Here is a 19,815-nt window from a genome sequence, read left to right as displayed (position 1 = left end):
TGATTTTGCCGTTTTTCTTAGGAAATAGTTGATTCTGGCTTCAAAACCGACAATTAAACTGAATTTAACGTCAACAACCCATAAAACCGCCCCCAATTACCCTCTAACCATCACTTTCGACCTCAAATGACCCTGTTTGCCTCAGTCCAGCTAGCCCCTAAAGATCCTATTTTTGGCCTCACAGAAGCCTACGTTGCAGACCAGCGCGCTGACAAAGTAAATTTAGGTGTTGGCGTGTATTACACGGACGAAGGCAAGGTGCCACTTCTTAAGGCTGTGATTAAAGCTGAAGAGGCGATTGTTGCAAAGCACTCGCCACGTAGCTACATTCCAATCGAAGGACCAAACCCATATAACAGTGCAGTGCAAAATTTATTGTTTGGCGCTGACTCTGCGCTCATTAAGGATGGTCGCGTTGTCACTGCTGAGTGTCTCGGCGGTACCGGTGCATTGCGCGTAGGCGCCGACTTCATCAAGCGCTTGAACCTCAATGCACCTTGCGCGATTAGCAACCCGACTTGGGAAAACCATCGCGGCATTTTTGAATCTGCTGGTTTTGATGTTGTCGAGTACACCTACTTTGACGGCAAAACTCGTGGCGTAGATTTTGACGGTATGGTGAAGTCCTTAGAGTCTTTCCCAAAGAACACAACCGTGTTGTTACACGCTTGCTGCCACAACCCAACTGGTGCAGATATTACAGAAGCGCAATGGCGCCAAGTGATTGATATCTGCAAGAACAAAGGTCTCATCCCCTTCTTGGATATGGCCTACCAAGGTTTTGCTGATGGGATTGAGAAAGACGGTATTGCAGTTCGCCTCTTTGCTGATTCAGGGATGTCTTTCTTTGTATCAAGCTCTTTCTCCAAATCATTCTCGCTCTATGGTGAGCGTGTTGGTGCCCTGTCTATCGTGACACAAAGCAAAGATGAATCTACTCGCGTACTTTCCCAATTAAAGCGTGTCATTCGCACAAACTATTCCAATCCCCCAACTCACGGCGCTGCAATTGCTGCCGCCGTTTTGAATTCACCAGAATTACGTAAGCTCTGGGAAGATGAGTTGGCAGAAATGCGTGATCGTATTAAAGCGATGCGTCATGGCCTGGTTGAAAAACTCGCTGCTGCTGGTGTGAAGCAAGATTTTGCTTTTATCGAGAAGCAACGTGGCATGTTTTCTTACTCAGGCTTAACAGCTGAGCAAGTTGATCGCTTACAGAAAGAGGATGGCATTTATGCGCTCTCGACTGGACGCATTTGTGTTGCGGCCCTCAATACCAAAAATATTGATAAAGTGGCTAAAGCAATCGCCCGCGTATTGGCGTAATAAGCGGATACACTGAATTATCGGAGGTACCATGCTATATCAGTTACACGAATTTCAAAAAGCCTTACTTCAACCAGTGAGCTCCTGGGCACGTGCTGCTTCAGAAGCTTTTATTAATTCTTCCAACCCCGCCTCTAAGGTGCCAGGTTCAGACCGATTGGCTGCTAGCTATGAACTCCTTTATCGCTTAGGTAAGGACTATAAAAAACCGGAGTTTGGTATTCGCTCTGTTAAAGCACATGGTCACGAAGTTGCGATTCATGAAAGAACGATCATCGCAAAACCTTTCTGTAATCTGATTCGTTTTAAGCGCTTTTCTGATGATGTCGAAACCATCAAGAGCCTCAAAGAAGACCCAACCGTACTAGTTGTTGCTCCAATGTCTGGTCACCATGCCACTTTGCTGCGTGACACAGTACGCACCCTCTTGCAAGACCATAAGGTTTACATCACCGATTGGATTGATGCTCGTTTGGTACCGATTGAAGATGGTGACTTTGGTCTTGATGACTATGTTCATTACGTGCAAGAATTCATTCGCACCATCGGCGCTAAAGATTTACATGTGATTTCTGTTTGCCAACCTACGGTTCCAACTTTAGGCGCAATCTCATTGATGGCTTCTGCTGGTGAAGCAACGCCAGCCTCCATGATCATGATGGGCGGCCCAATTGATGCACGCAAGTCACCAACTGCGGTAAATAACCTAGCGGATCAGAAGTCCTTTGAGTGGTTTGAGAGTCACGTGATTTATAACGTGCCTCCTAACTATCCAGGCACTGGTCGTCGTGTTTACCCAGGCTTCTTGCAACACACTGGCTTTATCGCCATGAACCCACAGAACCACTTACAGTCTCATTGGGATTACTTCCAAAACTTAGTGCGTGGCGACGAACAAGATGCGGAATCACATATTCGTTTTTACGACGAGTACAACGCAGTATTGGATTTGGACTCTAAGTTTTATCTCGACACTATTAAGACTGTTTTCCAAGACTACTCATTGCCGAATGGCACTTGGGAAGTTTCTGGTGAGCTTGTAAAACCACAAGATATTAAAAAAACTGCCCTCCTCACCATTGAAGGCGAGCTTGATGACATCTCTGGAAGTGGTCAGACGCGCTCTGCACATGCTTTGTGCGCAGGCATCCCAAAGCAGGATAAGGATCACTACGAAGTGATGGGTGCAGGTCACTATGGCATCTTTGCTGGTCGTCGTTGGCGTGAGAAGGTTTATCCAAAGATTAAGACGTTTATTCGTGAGCATCAAAACACGAAGAAAACTGCTACACGGACTACCAAGTCTGCATAAATTAAGGGCTCTTCGGAGCCTTTAATTTTAAGAAGAATGCAATCAGCCATTTCCATGAGCCAAGCCAATAACCTCATCGACCAACTTGAGGATATTCTTCCGCAAACCCAATGCACTAAATGCGGCTATCCAGATTGCCGTGGATATGCCCAGGCAATGGCCTCTGGTGAAGCGCTCCCAAATCGCTGCCCGCCTGGTGGGGTTGAGGGTATTGAGCGCCTGAGCAAGGTTCTGATACCCATATACCCCCAAGATGCATTTGAGCTTCATCCAACCATAGATCCAGAGTGTGGAGTTGAGCGCCCCAGACCAGTTGCTTTTATAGACCCGCAGAAGTGTATTGGCTGCACACTCTGCATTCAGGCATGCCCTGTTGATGCGATCGTTGGCGCCTCTAAACAAATGCATGTGGTTCTAACTGAGTGGTGTACTGGTTGCGATCTTTGCATTCCGCCCTGCCCGGTTGATTGCATCAGCATGATTGATGTCACCAAAAATAAAACTGGCTGGGATGCTTGGTCCCAAGAGTTGGCAGATATTTCCCGTCAGCGCTATCACGATCGAGAAATCAGACTAGATAGAGAACAAAAAGATAATGATGGTCGCCTGGCCAAAAAGGCTGCCGCGAAACTAACTGCAGTCAATGCAGAAAGCCCTTCATCTGCTGATGAGTTAAAAGAACAAGAGCGTAAGCGTGCCATCATTGCAGCAGCAATTGCGCGAGCCCAACAAAAGAAATGATGAATCTAGAAAAGCGTCGTGCTTTTTTTGAGCAACTCAAAGCAAACAACCCCAGCCCAAAAACGGAGTTGGAATACAACTCGCCATTTGAGTTATTAATTGCAGTATTACTATCAGCACAAGCAACCGATATCTCAGTCAACAAGGGAACGCGCAAGCTCTACAAGGTGGCCAATACCCCGCAAGCCCTTTTAGATCTTGGCGAAGAAGGTGTCAGGCCCTATATTCAGCATATTGGCTTGTTTAACTCTAAAGGCAAACATATTCAGGAAACCTGTCGACTGCTCCTAGAAAAACATGGGGGAGAAGTTCCTCAAACACGTGAAGAATTAGAAGCTCTTCCAGGTGTTGGCAGAAAAACAGCCAACGTCATCCTCAACACCGCCTTTGGACAAATCGCCATGGCTGTGGATACCCACATCTTTAGAGTATCGAACCGAACTGGCCTAGCACCAGGCAAGGACGTTCTCAAGGTGGAGCAGCAATTACTTAAGCGTGTACCTAAAGAATACTTATTAGATGCTCATCACTGGCTAATTCTGCATGGTCGATATACCTGCAAGGCACGTAACCCAGATTGCGCACAATGCATAGTAGAACCACTATGCGGCTTTAAACAAAAAACTGGCAAAGGAAAAGTTCGTGGCGATATTTAATCCAACCCGTGAAGAAGTGCGTCGCTTTTTCTGCGATACCTGGATAAAGAAGACCGAGAATCATATCCTTGACCCCATGGAGACATTGGCAAGCGATTGGATGGTTGAGCATCCTGAATATCACGACTTACTTGCCGATCCAGAAGGCGCCCTAAGCCAAGATTACACGCCAGAACGAGGCGAAACCAATCCATTCCTGCATCTATCAATGCATCTGTCAATCAGTGAGCAGATCTCAATAAATCAGCCGCCAGGAATCAAAGAAATCGCAGACAAACTATCGCAAAAACTCGGCTCAGTACATGAAGCACAACACGTCATGATGGAATGCCTAGGGCAAGTGATGTGGGAGGCGCAGCGTGAAGGTCAGCCACTCAACCCAGAGAAGTATTTAGAAGCCCTTAAAAAATTAGCTTAATCCTCTTTCATATTGGCGCGCTTTACTATTGGCTCTAGTCTAGCTTTTTCATCCGCGAGGAATTTAGTAAAAGCAGCTCGAGTTCCAGGTGACGGTTCAATGCCCTGTGGCGTTAGACGGCTTTGAACAGCAGCGGTCTTCAGGCCTGCATTAATTGCTTGATTCATTTTCTCCAAGATAGCATCAGACGTTCCCTTAGGAGCAAAGACGCCCGCCCAGTGTCCAATCAGAACCTCGGGGTATCCCTGCTCTTTGGTTGTTGGAACATCAGGCAGAGCAGCAATTCTTTTATTCCAGGTGGAAGCAATTGCTTTTAATTTGCCGCCTTGAATCTGCGGAATGACAACAACGCTTGCCTCTGAGGTTGCATCAACTTGATTGGAGATAACGGCTACCATTCCTTCGGAACCGCTCTTGTAAGGAATGATTTCATATTTACCGCCTGCTTTTACTTTCAACATCTCCGCTACGAAGTGCGGGGTACTCCCGGTACCGGCAGTCGAAAAGTTAAGCCCCTTAGGATCTTTGGCCAGCACCAGCAAATCCTTCATATTATTAATTTTGGAGTCTGCTGAAACGACAATAATAGATGGGCTTATAGCAAGCATCCCAACGGGCACTAAATCGCCTTCCTTGTATGGCATGGATGGCTTAATCATTGGGTTAGTAACGATTCCACCGGCACTTACAAAGAAGGTATAGCCATCTGGCGCGCTCTTTGCAACAAAATCTGCGCCCAATATAGATCCAGCGCCTGGTTTATTTTCTACGATGATTGGTTGACCTAGTTGCTTAGATGCAGCCTCAGCAACCACTCTAGCAACAGTATCGTTAGCACCGCCAGGACCAAACCCAACTACAAATTTAATGGGGTGATTAGGCCAAGGATCCGCAGCAAACGCCGATCCAAATACTAAAGATAAGAATGTAATCAGAACAGCTTTAGCAAAACACTTCATTTATATAATCCTTATCCTACCAAGGTAATGCTGGCAACACCGGTTTTAATCCAGCCTTTTGAATCGTTGCAACTGCTTTTTTTGAAGCTAAATACTTGATCAAGTCTTTTGATGCAGCGAGATTCTGTGTATCGCTAGTAATGCCTGCAGAAAATAGCACTGTCTTTTGCGCTTCTGGCGGCAACTCACCAATAAAGTCTACCCCAGGAATAGGCAGCAACTCACTTACTTGCTGAAAGCCCAAGTCAGCATCTCCTCTGGCTACAACTGAGGCAACTCTCTCGCTATAAATTTTTCGTGCAGTTTTATCCATCTGCTCGGAGATTCCCATTTTTGGGAAAAGTTCAGTTGATAAATAAACGCCGCTAGCACTTGCTGAATAAGCAACCGACTTCGCGTTTAATAGAGCCGACTTCAATCCATTCATAGTGCTGATATCAGGCTTTGGTGCACCTGCCTTGACTACCGCACCCATGACCGAAGCAACTAAATCAGCCTTGGTCCCCGATTGAACAGTCCCGCTCTTTACAAAGCCATCCAATGCAGGTGCAGCCAAAATTAAGACATCAAACTGCTCGCCTCTAGCCAGTCTCGATGGAATTGAGTCGGGTGCAGCGCCCATTGACGACCCATATGAAATGATGACTTTATTGGGGGATTGCTTTTCATATTCAGGGGCTAGATCTTTTAATGCTTCAGCAAAGGCACCGGATGTAATTACCTGAATATCAGCCGCATAAGAAAGGCTCACCAGCAAAACATTAATTGCTAGTATTAAAGAGGTGCAAAATAATTTACGCATGAATTTAAAATGAAAAAGAATAATCGTAGCATTAAATGAGGATAGTAGTTCATTGGCACGCACTACCTCTGAGGCCTCCATTAAATCTTCCAATCCAGTCCCAAAAATTCTAGGATGATCGATTTTCTGCCAGCAATGAACCTCCCTATTGCTTAGGTACGCGTTTTAACGGCGGTCTAGATTACAGCACTCAACGATTGAACTATTCTAGATATGTTTTATTACATGGAATTGGTCAATGCCACAATGTCGCCAGTCCAAAAACTATCTTTAGGAAATAATGCATTTCAGCGAGGACTGAGTCAGCCTGAGAAGCGCTGACTCAATAGTGCTTAAGGTAATTTTTCTACCGCCGCACCTAGAAAAGATATTGTAGGAGGATTGAATGAATAGCCATATGTGTTTAATATTGAGCTAGCGGGCTTTCAAGATCGCGTTATTACTATTACACCGACCCGCGTTGGAGACGACTATGTTTAGACTTAATTTTGTTAGATGTGCATGTTTATTTAGTGCTGCCTTATTTGTAGCCCCCCTATTGGCGAGTCAATCAGCCCTCGCCCAACCCTTTCCTAATAAGCCGATCAAAATTATTGTGACTGCGGCTCCAGGCGGAACGACCGACATTGCCTCGCGTGCGCTGTCTGATATTCTAGGTAAAGAGCTTGGTCAGACCGTGATTGTGGAAAATAAAGCGGGTGGAGCAGGCATTATTGGCATTCAAGCGCTACTTTCCGCGCCAGCAGATGGTTATACGATAGCGATGGGTAATATTGGTCCAAATGCGATCAACTACAGTCTCTATAAAAATCTCCCATACAAAATGGAAGATATGGAGCCGATAACGATTGTGATTGCCAATCCAAATGTATTGGTAGTTAATCCAGAGGTTCCCGCTAAAACGGTAGCCGAGCTTGTGGCATTAGCCAAAGCGAATCCCGGCAAGTATTCGTTTGCATCATCTGGCCGCGGTCAGTCAATCCATATGTCCGGGGAGCTGTTCAAAACACAGGCTGGCATTGACATTATTCATGTGCCCTATAAGGGAGCCGGCCCCGCACTGGCAGATCTACTGGCTGGCCAGACTAGTATGATGGTAGACAATCTACCCAGCTCTATGCAATACATTAAAGCTGGAAAATTACGCGCTTTAGCGGTTACCAGCAAAAATCGCGTTGCGGAGTTGCCTGATGTTCCCACAATGATTCAATCAGGCTATCCCAACTTTGAGGTAACCGCTTGGTTCGGCCTATTCGCACCTGCCGGCACCCCCAAACCTATCATTGATAAGCTCTACCTAGCTGTTAAGAAGGCGCTAGAAACTCCAGAAATCAAGCAGCGCTGGAAAGATCTAGGTGGCTGGGCTGTGGGTGATACACCAGCCAATACCAAAATTTTTATTGCTGCAGAAAAGAAGAAGTGGGAGTTAGTTGCTCAACAGGCGAAAATTGAAGCTGAATAATTTGAACTGTACTTAGCCGCGGTAAAAACCAATAGGGGGACTCATAGTGGTCCCCCTATTGGTTTCTGAGGGAATGTAGTCAGCTTTCCTAGCTTATTAAGTTAAGCCAAGGGCTCAAATAGATGTGTCTTCTGACCGTCCTGAGTTTCTTGGAATACTACCCGAACCTTTTGCCCAATGCGAATTGCATCAAAATCACAATTGCATAAGTGCGTCAGCAAAGAGATGCCTTCTTTAAGAAGAACATAGGCCATTGCAAAAGGAACTTCTACTCCACGCCTCATGACCGTGTATGAATAGATTTCACCAACACCTTCGGAATCAAGCCATGCAGTGTCATTACCGCCGCAGTGAGGGCAAATTGTTCGGGGGTAGTAGTGCACTTCCTTGCAAGAGTTGCACGCTTTTAATACCAGCCTACCATCTTGGGCTGCTTGCCAAAAAGCCTGATTTTCTGGATTAATGATTGGACTAGGCAGACGATGAACCACTTGATTTCCTTTTAACATTACAACCTCCCCATAATAAGAGTTGCGGCACCATGACGTGTCCCTAGGGCGCCGCCAATACCGGATGCCAAAGCAAATTCAAGATTAGGCACCTGCACCGCAGGATGAGCCTCACCCCGGAGCTGTCTTACTGCCTCGATAACCTTGGTCATGCCGCCACGATTTGCGGGGTGGTTATTGCAAAGGCCCCCGCCATCGGTATTAAAAGCCAGCTTCCCCCTCCCGGAAATCAACTGCCCATCCTCAACAAAGCGACCACCCTCGCCTTTTTTACAAAACCCCAGATCCTCAAGTTGAATCAGAACGGTAATAGTGAAGCTATCGTAAATGGATGCATATCGAATCTGGTCAGGCGTTAACTTCGCCTCCTCAAACGCACGCGGGGCAGCCCATGCTAAACCGGAATAGGTTAAATCAACCTTACCACCCATTTGGCCTTTGGTGGACTCGCCAGCGCCCATCATCGTAATCACAGGCTTCTTCAATGTTTTAGCAATATCAGGATGTACCACTACTAGAGCACCACCACTATCGGTGACCACACAACAATCTGCACGGTGTAATGGATCTGCAATCATTGGAGAATTCAAGACATCTTCAACAGTTAAAACGTCTTTTAATAACGCATTGGGATTGTGCTGTGCATGATGCGAAGCAGCCACTTTAATCCAGGCCAGTTGCTCACTAGTAGTTCCGAATTCATACATATGGCGCATGGCACACATGGCATAAGTATTTAATGGTGCCGGGGAATACGGTTTTTCAAAAGCAAAATCTGGAGCGCTAGCATATTGACTACGCACTTGGGTGCCACTAGAACCCTCTGACTTTGGGCGGCCGGCCAAAGTAATTAAGGCTACACGACATTGCCCAGCACTGATAGCTCGAGCCGCATGATTTACATGAGTTAAATACGACGATCCGCCTGTATCAGTTGAATCCAAGTAACTTAAGTTCTTTAATCCCAAGTAATCAGCCATTGAAACAGGCCCCATTCCTGGAGCATCGCCCGCACAAAAATAGCCATCAACATCGTTTAATGTCAAACCAGCATCTTGTAGAGCGCCATGGGCAACTTCAGCATGCAATTGAGCAACCGTATGATTGGGGGCAACCCGAAGGGGATGCTCATAAATTCCAGCGATACAGGCATTTTTAGAAAAAGACATAGACTTTCCTTAGGGATAAATAGACTACTCAATGGTAATTTTTGATTGCAGAATTAATTTTTGCCAACGTTCAATTTCGCTTTTAATCAATCCAGAAAATTGCTCTGGCGTTCCTGGCATTGGGTCAGCGCCCTGTGCAATTAATTTATCTTTAAATTTTGGATCCGCCAAAATACTTTGTAATTCTTTATTCAAGCGATTACGGATGCCTACCGGTAAATTTGCCGGGGCTAGTAATCCATACCATGTGGCCATTTCATAACCAGGCAAACCGGATTCAGCAATCGTTGGGATACCTGGGGCAGCAGCAGATCGCTTTGCAGTGGTAACACCTAAAGCACGCAGATTACCGGCCTTTACCTGCGGTACAGCACTCGGCAAATTTGGGAAACTCATATCAACCTGCCCCGAAATAACATCAGGCATTGCACTACCAGTCCCCTTATAAGGTATGTGAATCATCTCAATCTTAGCCATCTTTTCAAATAGCTCAGCCGAAAGATGCACAGAGGTACCACTACCGCTAGAAGCAAAGGTTAGCTTGCCCGGATTAGCTTTAGCCGCACTAATGACATCGGCAACAGATTTATAAGGCGAATTCAGCGGCACTACTAACATATTAGGGGCGGAAAATACTCCGCCAATTGCCGTGAAATCTTTAATTGGGTCATAGGGCAATTTTTTATATAGAGATGCATTGACCGCATGCCCAATCGATGGAAAATAAATCGTGTATCCATCGGGGGCAGCTCGTGCGACCATTTCTGCAGCAATGTTTCCATTTGCCCCAGCTCTATTCTCAACAATCACAGGTTGTCCAAGTCGAGTGGAAAGCCCCTCCGCCAAAGCGCGACCAACAGTATCAGCAGAACCGCCGGGAGAAAAACCAACAACTAGGTGAATCGGCTTACTGGGATATACCCCCTCTTGATTCGCCGCATGGAGAGTAGAAATACTCACACCCAATAGTAGCGACTGCAAAATCAGAGAAATAAAGATTCGGCTCATTGCCTTGCATTCAACAGTGGGACCCCGCTGATTTCTTGCAGCTCCTCAAAACTCAATTCATCCACCCAATCTACTGCACGCAATCCACTTGGCGTCACTTCGATGGTTGCTAAGTCGGTATAGATGCAATCTACTGCAGCAAGGGCAGTTAGCGGATATGTGCATTCCTGAACCAACTTGGAATGACCTGATTTAGTCAGATGCTCCATCATCACAAACAACTTCTTGGCACCTAAAGCCAAATCCATGGCACCGCCCACTGCTGGTATAGCCATTGGGTCGCCAGTTCGCCAGTTAGCAATATCACCCTTTACCGAAACCTGAAAAGCCCCTAAGACACAAATATCAAGATGTCCACCACGAATCATTACGAACGAATCAGCGTGGTGACAAATCGACGCACCAGGAAGCATGGTTACTGGCTGCTTACCTGCATTCACTAATTCCTCATCAATGTCATCGCCAGTAGCTAAGGGCCCCATCCCAAGCAAACCATTCTCGCTATGCAACAAGATCTCACGATCCTCTGGCAAGTAATTGGAAATAGTCATTGGCTGGCCAATGCCTAAATTCACGCTAGCGCCATCAGGAATATCCTGAACAATCCTCTTAGCAATATCTGCTGTTGAACGTTTTTTGATTTTAGAAAGATCAATCATGATGACGCCTCCACTTTCACAACACGCTTCACAAAGATTCCGGGTGTCACAATGTTTTCTGGATCAAGCTTTCCAAGCTCAATCACTTGATTTACCTGAGCAATAGTGCAAAGTGCCGCTGTAGCCATAATTGGACCGAAATTTCTGCCGGTGGCATGGTAAGTGAGATTACCCCAGCGATCACCCTTATCGGCCTTAATTAATGCGTAATCTGCCTTAATAGCCTTCTCAAAAATATGATTAACGCTATCTATTTCACGAATATCTTTATCCTTGGCCAGCTCAGTACCAAAACCAGTAGGCGTATAAAAACCACCAATACCAGCACCACCAGCACGAATCCGTTCGGCCAGAGTTCCCTGTGGAACAAGCTCTAATTCAATCTTGCCAGCACGATAGAGATCATCGAATGCACCAGACTCTGGCTGACGAGGGAAAGAACACACCATTTTTCTGACGCGCCCAGCCCCTATCAATTTAGAAATTCCCACTCCTGAGTTACCCGCGTTATTACTAACTATGGTCAAGTCTTTAGCGCCTTGTTCATGGAGCGCATCCAATAAAAAAATGGGTAGGCCGGCACCACCAAATCCAGAAACGAGGATAGTCGAACCATCAGCGATATCTCGCAAGGCCTCAACTACGCTAGGCATTATTTTTTGAATCACAAAAGTCTCCGTCTATTTTTATTATAAGTACTGCTATTTGGCTTTTGAGCCAAATCACCACTTTAATATAATCCTGAAATTGCCACCCGAATTGCCGGCGGCAATTCAAGCGCTCTTTGCCTTCTCGCAGCCAGTATTACATTTGATGTTTGCTGCGTTTTTACTGACCATATTGACCCGGGAAAGAAGGCATCATCGACATATCTCGGAATGACATGCCAATGAATATGTGGAACCGCATTCCCAAGAGCAGCAAGATTAATCTTATCGGGCTGCATGACGTCGCGCATTACCTCCTCTACAGCAAACACAAGGGCCATTAAATGCTCCCGCTCGCCATGGGTAAGGTCGGTCATCTCAGCCACATGGCGATTCCAAATCACCCTGCAGAATCCAGGTAGATCAGCATCATTTACCAAGATGACTCGACAGTCATCTCCACGCCATATGAGTTGACCCTCTTCGGGCTTGAGTTTGTCTTTACAGAGTACGCAATTAGTCATCTGAAGAATGTAAACGAAAACGGCACCTAAGTCACCCTTGTGGGGTCATTTAGGTGCCGCGGCAGTATGGTGCCACTGCTTACAACGTACTACTTAGGGATTCTTAATGGAACTGCTCTTCTTCAGTAGAACCCGTTAATGCCGTTACAGAAGACTTGCCACCTTGGATAACAGTCGTTACATCATCGAAGTAACCAGTACCAACTTCCTGCTGATGTGAAACGAATGTGTAACCACGGTCACGAGCAGCAAATTCTGGCTCTTGCACTTTCTCGATGTATGCAGTCATGCCGCGCTGCATGTAGTCTTGAGCCAAGTCGAACATGTTGTACCACATAGAGTGGATACCGGCCAATGTGATGAACTGATACTTGTAACCCATTGCACCTAATTCACGTTGGAATTTAGCAATAGTTGCGTCATCTAAGTTCTTCTTCCAGTTGAAAGAAGGTGAGCAGTTGTAGGCCAACATCTTGCCTGGGAACTTCGCACGAATTGCTTCAGCAAATTGACGAGCAAAATCAAGATCAGGGGTACCAGTTTCACACCAAACCATGTCGGCGTAAGCAGCATATGCCAAACCACGTGAGATCGCTTGATCCAAGCCTTTGCGTGTTTTGTAGAAACCTTCTGGTGTGCGCTCGCCTGTCAAGAATGGCTTGTCATTCGCGTCATAATCAGAAGTCAACAAGTCAGCGGCTTCAGCATCAGTACGGGCCAAAATGATAGTAGAAACACCCATCACATCAGCAGCCAAACGTGCAGAGATCAACTTCTGAACTGACTCAGCAGTAGGTAACAATACCTTACCGCCTAAGTGACCACACTTCTTAACGGAAGATAATTGATCTTCAAAGTGAACGCCAGCAGCGCCCTGCTTGATCAGTGCTTTGCTTAATTCAAATGCATTCAATACACCACCGAAACCAGCTTCAGCGTCAGCAACGATTGGGGCAAAATATTCAATATAACCAGCGTCGCCTTTGTTGATACCTTTAGCTGTTTGAATTTCATCAGCACGTTGGAATGAGTTATTAATACGCTCAACCATCTTAGGAACTGAATCTACTGGATATAAAGATTGATCAGGATACATTGCAGCATAAGAGTTACCATCAGCAGCAACTTGCCAACCTGATAAGTAAATAGCTTGTACGCCGGCTTTAACCTGCTGCATTGCTTGACCACCAGTCAAGGCACCTAAACAGTTTACGTAGGCCTCGTTGTTTACCAATTCCCAAAGACGCTCAGCGCCATGCTTAGCTAAAGTGTGCTCAATCTTCAATGAACCACGAAGACGTACTACGTCCTCGGCTGTATAGCCACGAGTAATACCTTTCCAGCGTGGATTGGTATCCCAGTCTTTTTGTAGTGCTGCGATTTCTGCTTTGCGATCTGCCATGTTTTTCTCCCTAAGTTAAACAAGTACTTCAAAATTTGAGGATCTTTAAGACCCATTCAAGTCTTATGTCTTATATAAGAGTTTAGACAGTTCAAAAAAGCAATCAAGGGAAATTTATGATATTTTTAAAAATATTTAGTTATTTAAATTCAATAACTTATATTTGTATTTTTACTATGTGAAATAGTTATTCACTGCTTGGAATGAAAAGATCAACCGCATACTGCACTGCATTTTACGCAGCGTAATGACATTTCATATTATGAAAAATATAGATTTTGTGGGTTGGAGCAAAGAATTCGATTGCGTAGTGCTTCAGCGGGCGCATATAACGCAAGACTTTCAAGTAGCTGCGCTACTGATGGCATAACACCCCAATTAGCAACATGCGGCCAATCGGAGCCCCATACACATCGCTCAGGTGCGGCATCAATTAATGCTTGTGCATAAGGAACCACATCTTCATAAGGAGGCGCTTGATCAGTTAAACGATAGGCACCCGATACTTTGACCCATGCCCTCTCTCGTACCAAATCAACGAGCGCTTTAAAACCAGGCGAATCCAAACCAACAGAAGCTCTTAAGTAGCCCATGTGATCAATCATTAATATGGACTTTAACTTCTGCATACGCGGCATTAGCATTGGAAGATCATTTGCATCTAACAAAAATTGAATATGCCAACCCCAATCTCTTGCTAGAGCATCGCACTCTTCAAGCTTCGAAATATCTAAGCCACCTCCAGAGAACATGAGGTTCATACGAACACCAACTACACCAGCATCCTTCATCTTTTGATAATAAGAATCTACTTGACCAAGGAGCGGCACAGCAACCCCACGCAATCGCTGCGGATGATTCCTTAACGCCTTAAGCATAGGCTCATTGTCTTGGCCATTCACGCTAACTTGAATCAGCACACCGTAGGTCATACCAACCTCATCAAGCATTTGAATATATTGCTCTTCGGTTGCCTCTGGAGAGGTGTAGGAACGATCAGGTACAAAACTGGCTGCGCTAATGACATGCGCATGCGTATCCACTGCGCCGAAAGGCATCTTAAAAGAAAAGGGACCACCCTGATGATCGGGCGGTCCTGGGCAAAACGGAATTTCTTTTGGTGACACAGAGAAGCCGTTAATTAGCCTGCAATTCGCGTCCTTTGGTTTCAGGAAGAATCACAGCAGCTATAAAGAAAACACCATAAGCAATGACAGCAAAGATCGCAATTGCCATCGCTAGTCCATATTGAGCCGAGAAGTAGCCGACCAAAGCAGGAAACAAAGCACCAATACCACGGCCAAAGTTATAGCAAAAGCCCTGACCAGATCCACGCAAACGAGTTGGGAATAATTCTGTTAGGAATGCGCCCATACCCGAGAAATAACCGCTGGCAAAAAATCCTAGGGGGAAGCCAAGCCACATCATCATTTCATTAGTGATTTCTAACTGGGTGTATGCCAACACTAAAATAATTGCCCCCAATGAGAAAGTCATAAATAGTTTCCGACGGCCAAAGCGGTCAGCCATCCACGCGCCAACTAGATAGCCAACAAAGCTACCAACAATCAGGAATGCCAAATAACCGGTAGAGCCAACCACTGTTAATTTACGCTCAGCCTTTAGAAAGGTTGGTACCCAAGTAGTAATTGCGTAGTAACCACCTTGCGCACCCATGGTCAACAAAGATGCCAAGATTGTGGTTTTCAAGATACCCGGTTTGAAAATCTCAAAGATTGATGGTGAGTCACCAGCTGCTACAACTTTTTCACGAGCAATCTTCGCAATCTCAGGCTCCTCTACATTACGACGGATGTAGAGTAAGAGTAATGCAGGGAAGAAGCCCACAACAAACATTGCGCGCCATGCCATATCAGCAGGAAGCAAGCTAAACATAATAGCTTGCAGGAGTACAGCAGCGCCCCAACCTACCGCCCACGCGGATTGCACACTTCCTACAGCGCGACCACGATATTCAGCACGAATCGTCTCGCCCATCAGTACCGCACCAGCTGCCCACTCACCACCGAAACCAAAACCCAAGAGTGCGCGAGCAATCATGAGCTGATTAAAGTCTTGCGTGAATGCGCAAATTAAACTGAAGCTAGAGAACCAAAGAATCGTGAACTGAAGCGTGCGTACGCGACCGATTCGATCGGCTAAATAACCTGCAAACCATCCACCAAATGCAGAAGCCAATAAAGTACCTGTTACAGCCAGGCCGGCCATACCACGGTCAACCTGCCATACTGCAATAATGGTTCCAATCACCAAGGGGTAAATCATGAAGTCCATGCCATCTAATGCCCAGCCTAAGAAACAACCCCAAAAAGTTTTCTTTTCCTTGGGGTTCATGACCTTATAAAAACCAGTCAGACTGGTATCTTGTTGTTGACTCATTTTGTCTCCTTTATTTTTTAGGCTTTAAATTAATGAATGAGTACCATCTTTATAACCCAATTATTCCCGCTAAAGCACATACTAGAGAAAACCCCTAACACTCCATCATGATGCATTGCACACTAATTGGCGACCACAGCATATTGATTGATTTCTCCAAATCATCAGATGCCTTAAAAGATATTCATGAGCTAAGCAAGCTACTGTTGGCCAACAAACCCTTATGGGCCGCTGAAATCGTTCCTGGCCTAGATTCGCTGGTCATCCAATTGCAATATACGCATGAAGGTCCAAACCTAACGCGTCAACAAGCATTTGCAGAACTAGAGAAAATTCAGCATCAGCTGGCAAAACAAAAGAAGCGCTCAACTTATCCGGCTAAGATTCACCGGATTCAAGTTTGTTATCACCCGGATGTTGCGTTAGATCTACACGCCATTGCTAAGGCCTGCCAACTGTCTATTGAAGAGACAATTCATCTTCACAAGAAAAATCTTTATACGGCAGATATTCTGGGCTTTATGCCTGGGTTTGCATACTTTAGTGGCCTTGACCCTAAGTTACGCCTACCTCGCCTACCCTCTCCTCGACCAGCAGTCCCTAAAGGTAGCGTTGCGATTGCAGAATTACAAACTGCAATTTACCCTCGAACCACGCCAGGAGGATGGAATCTAATTGGTCGCTCACCCAATCAAATGTTTGACATCCAAAATCAACCGCCAGGATTATTTATGGCTGGAGATCAAATGCAGATTGAAGAAATTACATTGGATGAGTTTTACAAACAAGATCAAAAGAACGCTCACCAAGAAATTATTCACGCATTAGATAAGGTTAATAACAAAGCATCGATTGAAGTATTACAGTCTGGAACCTTTAGCACTATTCAGGATGAGCCAAGATCTGGCCTTTCTCATTGGGCGGTTGGTCCTGGTGGAGCCTGCGACTTATCATCTCTTCATCTAGCAAATGCTTTGGTAGGCAACTCAGTAGACATGGCCACCATAGAGATAACCTCCAGCGGTCCAAGCCTCCTCTTTCATCAAGCAACTTGTGTAGCCTGGGTTGGCGCACACTGTGACGGCATTGTTGATGATCAACGCATCCCAGGCAATAGACCCGTATGGTTGGCAAAAGGCAGCGTGCTCAAATTTTCGCCGCTTAATCCTGGGTTTCGAGCGCTTTTGGCTATTGGTGGCGGGCTGCAATTACCTAAAATCTTGGGCCGCTCAGGCTCACACATCAGCGCTGATATGGGACCAAAACGCCTTGAAAAGGGGCAGCTCTTATCGCTCATCAACCCCCAATCACCTTTGCAGTCGCCTTTCTTAAAGTCACTCCTTAAAGAAGATGCTTTGCCATGTTTCGCAAAATGGCATATCAAGTCACCTTTCACGCCATTGGCAGCAATCACGCCAATCTATTGCTTGGCAGGGCCTCACCTACCCTTTTTATCGATTAAAGAGCGAGAGTTATTTTGGTCGACCGTTTGGACTGTGAGCAACCAAAGCAATCGTATGGGTCTACGTCTACAAGGCGAGTTTAAGGTTAAAAAGAATTTGCCTAATATTCCATCACAAGCGATTACGTTTGGAACTGTGCAATTTCCACCCTCACATGAACCTATTGTGATGCTTGCAGAGCACCAAACCACTGGCGGATACCCACGCTTAGCCGAGGTAATTCATTCCAACCTCATTAAATTGGCACAAGTTAAACCCGGCTCAAAAATACGATTTATTCCAATAGATATTGAAGAGGCAGACCGTTTAAATGCAGAAGCATTAAAGTTAGAAGAATCAACAATTAACTCAATTCAAACAATTATTCAAACCAGTGGAAATTCGTAATGGATATTAATAGCGATATGGGCGAAGGCTTTGGCGCCTGGGATATGGGCAATGACGCGTTATTGCTTGACTACATTACATCGACCAATATTGCCTGCGGGTGGCACGCTGGCGATCCAGCGCGTATGAAAAAGTTAGTTGAAATGGCAAGTAAAAAAGGGGTTCATATTGGCGCACATCCAGGCCTTCCAGATCTAGAAGGCTTTGGGCGACGTGAGATGGCCATATCCGAACAAGATGCCTACAATTATGTTCTTTACCAGGCTGGCGCATTAAAAGCTTTTGTGGATGCAATTGGAAATAAGCTTCATCATGTCAAACCGCATGGGGCTCTTTATAACCAGGCAGCTAAAGACATCAAACTCGCGCGAGGTATTGCACAGGCTGTAAAAGATTTAGGATCCGAAGTTATTTTGTACGGCCTTGCAGGAAGTTGCTTGATCGATGCTGCCAAAGAGCTAAATGTTCCGGTATGGCAAGAGGTATTCGCGGATCGCAGATACACCAAAGAAGGCTTTCTGGTCCCGCGTACTCAAGCGGGCGCAGTAATTGAAGATGAATCGGATGCGCTCAATCAAGCAATCTATTTTTCAAAGAATGGAAAAGTCACTGCAATTGATGGTAGTGAAATCAAAATCCAGGCTGACACCTTATGCATTCATGGTGATAATCCGCATGCGGTTGAATTTGCAAAAAGGATTAAAGCGGCTCTAGTTTAAGCTGCTTGCCGATTCTTTGAGGTTACCTTAAAGACAGTTGGAATAATCATGAGCTGGAACACGACAATCCCAAGAAATAGCGCCTTTGGCAATCCAGCATCCATAAAGAAGCCAAAAATAAATGGGCCAACTGCGGCACCCAAATCAATTCCTGAATAGACGATTCCATATACGCGTCCAGCTACGCCTTGAGGTGTTGCCTTTTTCACCAATAGATCTCGCGAAGGTGCCACCACTCCATACCCGAATCCCAGCGCAAAGAAGATGATAGGAATGAGATCAATTGAAATGAATCCTGTAGATAACAGCAAGCACATTACTACCGTAATAGAGAGGCATATGGAGACAATTCTTTCTGGTGCCTGCAACTTTGCCGCCAAGTAGCCCCCAAATAAAACTCCTCCAGCACTCCCCAATGCCAAAAGCGTAATGTAGTAACTACCTACATTTAAAGGAACTTCATAAATACTAAAAAGTGCACTTGGCGCAAAAGATTGTAAGCTCGAGGTGGAGGCCATACTGAAGAAAAAGAAGGCCCAACATAACCAAACAGCTGGCAACCTCAAGAATGCGAATGGGCTCTCCTGAGCAATGCCAGGATTAGCAGCCTGAGTACTTGCATGCGTATTCTCATGACGCTCTTTAACATTGTCTAAAAGATAATTTCTATTGATCCAAAGAATCGCTAAGACACAAACCTCCAGTAGTACTGCAGATAAGAATGCAATACGCCAATCGGCCAATTGAGCAATCGCCACCATGAAGGCTGGCGCAGCTGCCCACCCCAAGTACCCTGTGACACCATGCATTGAATAGGCATATGGAAGATTGGGTGGCGACACCTTGTGATTGATGAGTGTGTAGTCAACAGGATGAAAAATACCGTTACCGCAACCAGCAATGACCGCCCCCAATAAGAGCATGGCATAACCATTACTTTGGGAATACACCAGTGCTGCAATGACAAGCATGCTTATGCCGCTAAATAAAACTGGCCGAGCTCCAATACGGTCCACTAAAAAACCAGATGTAGCCTGAGCTACACAAGACACAACAAAGAAGACCGACATGAGTAAACCGAGTTCGGCATAACTCAATGCAAAAGCATCCTTCAACCATGGGAACATGGGAGGAAGCACTAAATGAAAGAAATGGGAGCTGCCGTGAGCTAGGCTAATGAGACCAATAACCCGGACATCACTGGCACGCCTACTAAGCGCAACAGTCATGTACCAAGTTTACTGGCGCAGGA

At 45.6% G+C, this 19,815-nt stretch carries 20 protein-coding genes; 8 read left to right on the top strand and 12 right to left on the bottom strand.

Features of this window, described 5'->3' with window-relative positions; all coding sequences use genetic code 11:
• Window positions 1–126 precede the first annotated feature (126 nt).
• From ICV90_RS02660 to ICV90_RS02640, 5 genes are read left to right on the top strand one after another with little or no spacing between them, the layout of a single operon-like run.
• Window positions 127–1,326, top strand: coding sequence for an amino acid aminotransferase (locus ICV90_RS02660; protein ID WP_072583086.1), 1,200 nt, complete (start codon window positions 127–129; stop codon window positions 1,324–1,326).
• Between the two features lie 31 nt (window positions 1,327–1,357).
• On the top strand, window positions 1,358–2,638 hold the full coding sequence (locus ICV90_RS02655; protein WP_215359477.1) for a polyhydroxyalkanoate depolymerase: 1,281 nt from the start codon (window positions 1,358–1,360) through the stop codon (window positions 2,636–2,638).
• Window positions 2,639–2,692: 54 nt separating this feature from the next.
• A complete protein-coding gene (gene rsxB, locus ICV90_RS02650) occupies window positions 2,693–3,379 on the top strand; it encodes an electron transport complex subunit RsxB (protein WP_215360316.1) in 687 nt (228 codons plus the stop codon).
• Window positions 3,379–4,035, top strand: a complete 657-nt coding sequence (gene nth, locus ICV90_RS02645) for an endonuclease III (RefSeq protein ID WP_215360312.1) — start codon at window positions 3,379–3,381, stop codon at window positions 4,033–4,035. Before rsxB ends, nth begins: the two co-directional genes overlap by 1 nt.
• Window positions 4,028–4,453, top strand: a complete 426-nt coding sequence (locus ICV90_RS02640; RefSeq protein WP_215360314.1) for a DUF1841 family protein — start codon at window positions 4,028–4,030, stop codon at window positions 4,451–4,453. Before nth ends, ICV90_RS02640 begins: the two co-directional genes overlap by 8 nt.
• Here the strand turns inward: ICV90_RS02640 and ICV90_RS02635 are convergent.
• Entirely contained in the window at window positions 4,450–5,412 is a 963-nt protein-coding gene (locus tag ICV90_RS02635) for a tripartite tricarboxylate transporter substrate binding protein (protein WP_215359475.1), read from the bottom strand. The two genes, ICV90_RS02640 and ICV90_RS02635, sit on opposite strands and share 4 nt — an antisense overlap.
• A 16-nt stretch (window positions 5,413–5,428) precedes the next feature.
• Complete coding sequence (locus tag ICV90_RS02630; protein WP_215359473.1) at window positions 5,429–6,214, bottom strand: substrate-binding domain-containing protein; 786 nt, start codon at window positions 6,212–6,214, stop codon at window positions 5,429–5,431.
• Window positions 6,215–6,686: 472 nt separating this feature from the next.
• Between ICV90_RS02630 and ICV90_RS02625 the strand changes: the two genes are divergently transcribed.
• Window positions 6,687–7,676 carry a tripartite tricarboxylate transporter substrate binding protein gene (locus ICV90_RS02625; protein WP_215359471.1) on the top strand — a complete coding sequence of 330 codons (990 nt, stop codon included), beginning with the start codon at window positions 6,687–6,689 and terminating at the stop codon, window positions 7,674–7,676.
• Window positions 7,677–7,777: 101 nt separating this feature from the next.
• Here ICV90_RS02625 and ICV90_RS02620 read toward each other — a convergent pair whose 3' ends face one another.
• From ICV90_RS02620 to ICV90_RS02580, 9 genes are all read right to left on the bottom strand, one after another.
• Entirely contained in the window at window positions 7,778–8,185 is a 408-nt protein-coding gene (locus tag ICV90_RS02620; RefSeq protein ID WP_215359469.1) for a Zn-ribbon domain-containing OB-fold protein, read from the bottom strand.
• Window positions 8,185–9,354, bottom strand: a complete 1,170-nt coding sequence (locus ICV90_RS02615) for a thiolase domain-containing protein (RefSeq protein ID WP_215359467.1) — start codon at window positions 9,352–9,354, stop codon at window positions 8,185–8,187. Before ICV90_RS02615 ends, ICV90_RS02620 begins: the two co-directional genes overlap by 1 nt.
• 24 nt (window positions 9,355–9,378) lie before the next feature.
• Entirely contained in the window at window positions 9,379–10,362 is a 984-nt protein-coding gene (locus ICV90_RS02610) for a tripartite tricarboxylate transporter substrate binding protein (RefSeq protein WP_215359465.1), read from the bottom strand.
• Window positions 10,359–11,021 carry a 3-oxoacid CoA-transferase subunit B gene (locus ICV90_RS02605; RefSeq protein WP_215359463.1) on the bottom strand — a complete coding sequence of 221 codons (663 nt, stop codon included), beginning with the start codon at window positions 11,019–11,021 and terminating at the stop codon, window positions 10,359–10,361. Before ICV90_RS02605 ends, ICV90_RS02610 begins: the two co-directional genes overlap by 4 nt.
• On the bottom strand, window positions 11,018–11,689 hold the full coding sequence (locus tag ICV90_RS02600) for a 3-oxoacid CoA-transferase subunit A (RefSeq protein WP_215359461.1): 672 nt from the start codon (window positions 11,687–11,689) through the stop codon (window positions 11,018–11,020). The genes ICV90_RS02605 and ICV90_RS02600 overlap by 4 nt, the downstream gene beginning before the upstream one ends.
• Before the next feature lie 62 nt (window positions 11,690–11,751).
• Window positions 11,752–12,192, bottom strand: a complete 441-nt coding sequence (locus ICV90_RS02595; RefSeq protein WP_215359459.1) for an HIT family protein — start codon at window positions 12,190–12,192, stop codon at window positions 11,752–11,754.
• A gap of 103 nt (window positions 12,193–12,295) precedes the next feature.
• Window positions 12,296–13,594: an isocitrate lyase gene (gene aceA / locus ICV90_RS02590; protein ID WP_215359457.1), complete on the bottom strand. Its 1,299-nt coding sequence runs from the start codon at window positions 13,592–13,594 to the stop codon at window positions 12,296–12,298.
• 260 nt (window positions 13,595–13,854) lie between these two features.
• On the bottom strand, window positions 13,855–14,721 hold the full coding sequence (locus ICV90_RS02585) for an amidohydrolase (protein ID WP_251367769.1): 867 nt from the start codon (window positions 14,719–14,721) through the stop codon (window positions 13,855–13,857).
• A gap of 10 nt (window positions 14,722–14,731) precedes the next feature.
• Entirely contained in the window at window positions 14,732–15,994 is a 1,263-nt protein-coding gene (locus ICV90_RS02580; protein WP_215359455.1) for an MFS transporter, read from the bottom strand.
• A 107-nt stretch (window positions 15,995–16,101) separates the two neighbouring features.
• Here ICV90_RS02580 and ICV90_RS02575 point away from each other — a divergent pair, with 107 nt between their 5' ends.
• Window positions 16,102–17,844 (top strand): urea amidolyase family protein, encoded by a 1,743-nt coding sequence (locus tag ICV90_RS02575; RefSeq protein ID WP_215359453.1) that lies wholly within the window; start codon window positions 16,102–16,104, stop codon window positions 17,842–17,844.
• Entirely contained in the window at window positions 17,844–18,563 is a 720-nt protein-coding gene (locus ICV90_RS02570; RefSeq protein ID WP_215359451.1) for a 5-oxoprolinase subunit PxpA, read from the top strand. Before ICV90_RS02575 ends, ICV90_RS02570 begins: the two co-directional genes overlap by 1 nt.
• Here the strand turns inward: ICV90_RS02570 and ICV90_RS02565 are convergent.
• Complete coding sequence (locus ICV90_RS02565; protein ID WP_215359449.1) at window positions 18,560–19,792, bottom strand: MFS transporter; 1,233 nt, start codon at window positions 19,790–19,792, stop codon at window positions 18,560–18,562. The two genes, ICV90_RS02570 and ICV90_RS02565, sit on opposite strands and share 4 nt — an antisense overlap.
• Window positions 19,793–19,815: the final 23 nt, after the last annotated feature.

Origin of the sequence: Polynucleobacter sp. JS-JIR-II-b4 (assembly GCF_018687815.1) — a bacterium.
Taxonomy (GTDB): domain Bacteria; phylum Pseudomonadota; class Gammaproteobacteria; order Burkholderiales; family Burkholderiaceae; genus Polynucleobacter.
Note: the sequence above shows the minus strand (reverse complement) of the source record. Positions and strands in the feature narration are given on the sequence as shown.

What these genes read in the sequence shown, in the direction of transcription:
- ICV90_RS02660 (WP_072583086.1), top strand. Translation starts at nt 127, where the DNA reads ATGACCCTGTTTGCCTCAGTCCAGCTAGCCCCTAAAGATCCTATTTTT.
- ICV90_RS02655 (WP_215359477.1), top strand. Translation starts at nt 1,358, where the DNA reads ATGCTATATCAGTTACACGAATTTCAAAAAGCCTTACTTCAACCAGTG.
- rsxB (WP_215360316.1), top strand. Translation starts at nt 2,693, where the DNA reads ATGAGCCAAGCCAATAACCTCATCGACCAACTTGAGGATATTCTTCCG.
- nth (WP_215360312.1), top strand. Translation starts at nt 3,379, where the DNA reads ATGAATCTAGAAAAGCGTCGTGCTTTTTTTGAGCAACTCAAAGCAAAC.
- ICV90_RS02635 (WP_215359475.1), bottom strand. Translation starts at nt 5,412, where the DNA reads ATGAAGTGTTTTGCTAAAGCTGTTCTGATTACATTCTTATCTTTAGTA.
- ICV90_RS02630 (WP_215359473.1), bottom strand. Translation starts at nt 6,214, where the DNA reads ATGCGTAAATTATTTTGCACCTCTTTAATACTAGCAATTAATGTTTTG.
- ICV90_RS02625 (WP_215359471.1), top strand. Translation starts at nt 6,687, where the DNA reads ATGTTTAGACTTAATTTTGTTAGATGTGCATGTTTATTTAGTGCTGCC.
- ICV90_RS02620 (WP_215359469.1), bottom strand. Translation starts at nt 8,185, where the DNA reads ATGTTAAAAGGAAATCAAGTGGTTCATCGTCTGCCTAGTCCAATCATT.
- ICV90_RS02615 (WP_215359467.1), bottom strand. Translation starts at nt 9,354, where the DNA reads ATGTCTTTTTCTAAAAATGCCTGTATCGCTGGAATTTATGAGCATCCC.
- ICV90_RS02610 (WP_215359465.1), bottom strand. Translation starts at nt 10,362, where the DNA reads ATGAGCCGAATCTTTATTTCTCTGATTTTGCAGTCGCTACTATTGGGT.
- ICV90_RS02605 (WP_215359463.1), bottom strand. Translation starts at nt 11,021, where the DNA reads ATGATTGATCTTTCTAAAATCAAAAAACGTTCAACAGCAGATATTGCT.
- ICV90_RS02595 (WP_215359459.1), bottom strand. Translation starts at nt 12,192, where the DNA reads ATGACTAATTGCGTACTCTGTAAAGACAAACTCAAGCCCGAAGAGGGT.
- aceA (WP_215359457.1), bottom strand. Translation starts at nt 13,594, where the DNA reads ATGGCAGATCGCAAAGCAGAAATCGCAGCACTACAAAAAGACTGGGAT.
- ICV90_RS02580 (WP_215359455.1), bottom strand. Translation starts at nt 15,994, where the DNA reads ATGAGTCAACAACAAGATACCAGTCTGACTGGTTTTTATAAGGTCATG.
- ICV90_RS02575 (WP_215359453.1), top strand. Translation starts at nt 16,102, where the DNA reads ATGATGCATTGCACACTAATTGGCGACCACAGCATATTGATTGATTTC.
- ICV90_RS02570 (WP_215359451.1), top strand. Translation starts at nt 17,844, where the DNA reads ATGGATATTAATAGCGATATGGGCGAAGGCTTTGGCGCCTGGGATATG.
- ICV90_RS02565 (WP_215359449.1), bottom strand. Translation starts at nt 19,792, where the DNA reads ATGACTGTTGCGCTTAGTAGGCGTGCCAGTGATGTCCGGGTTATTGGT.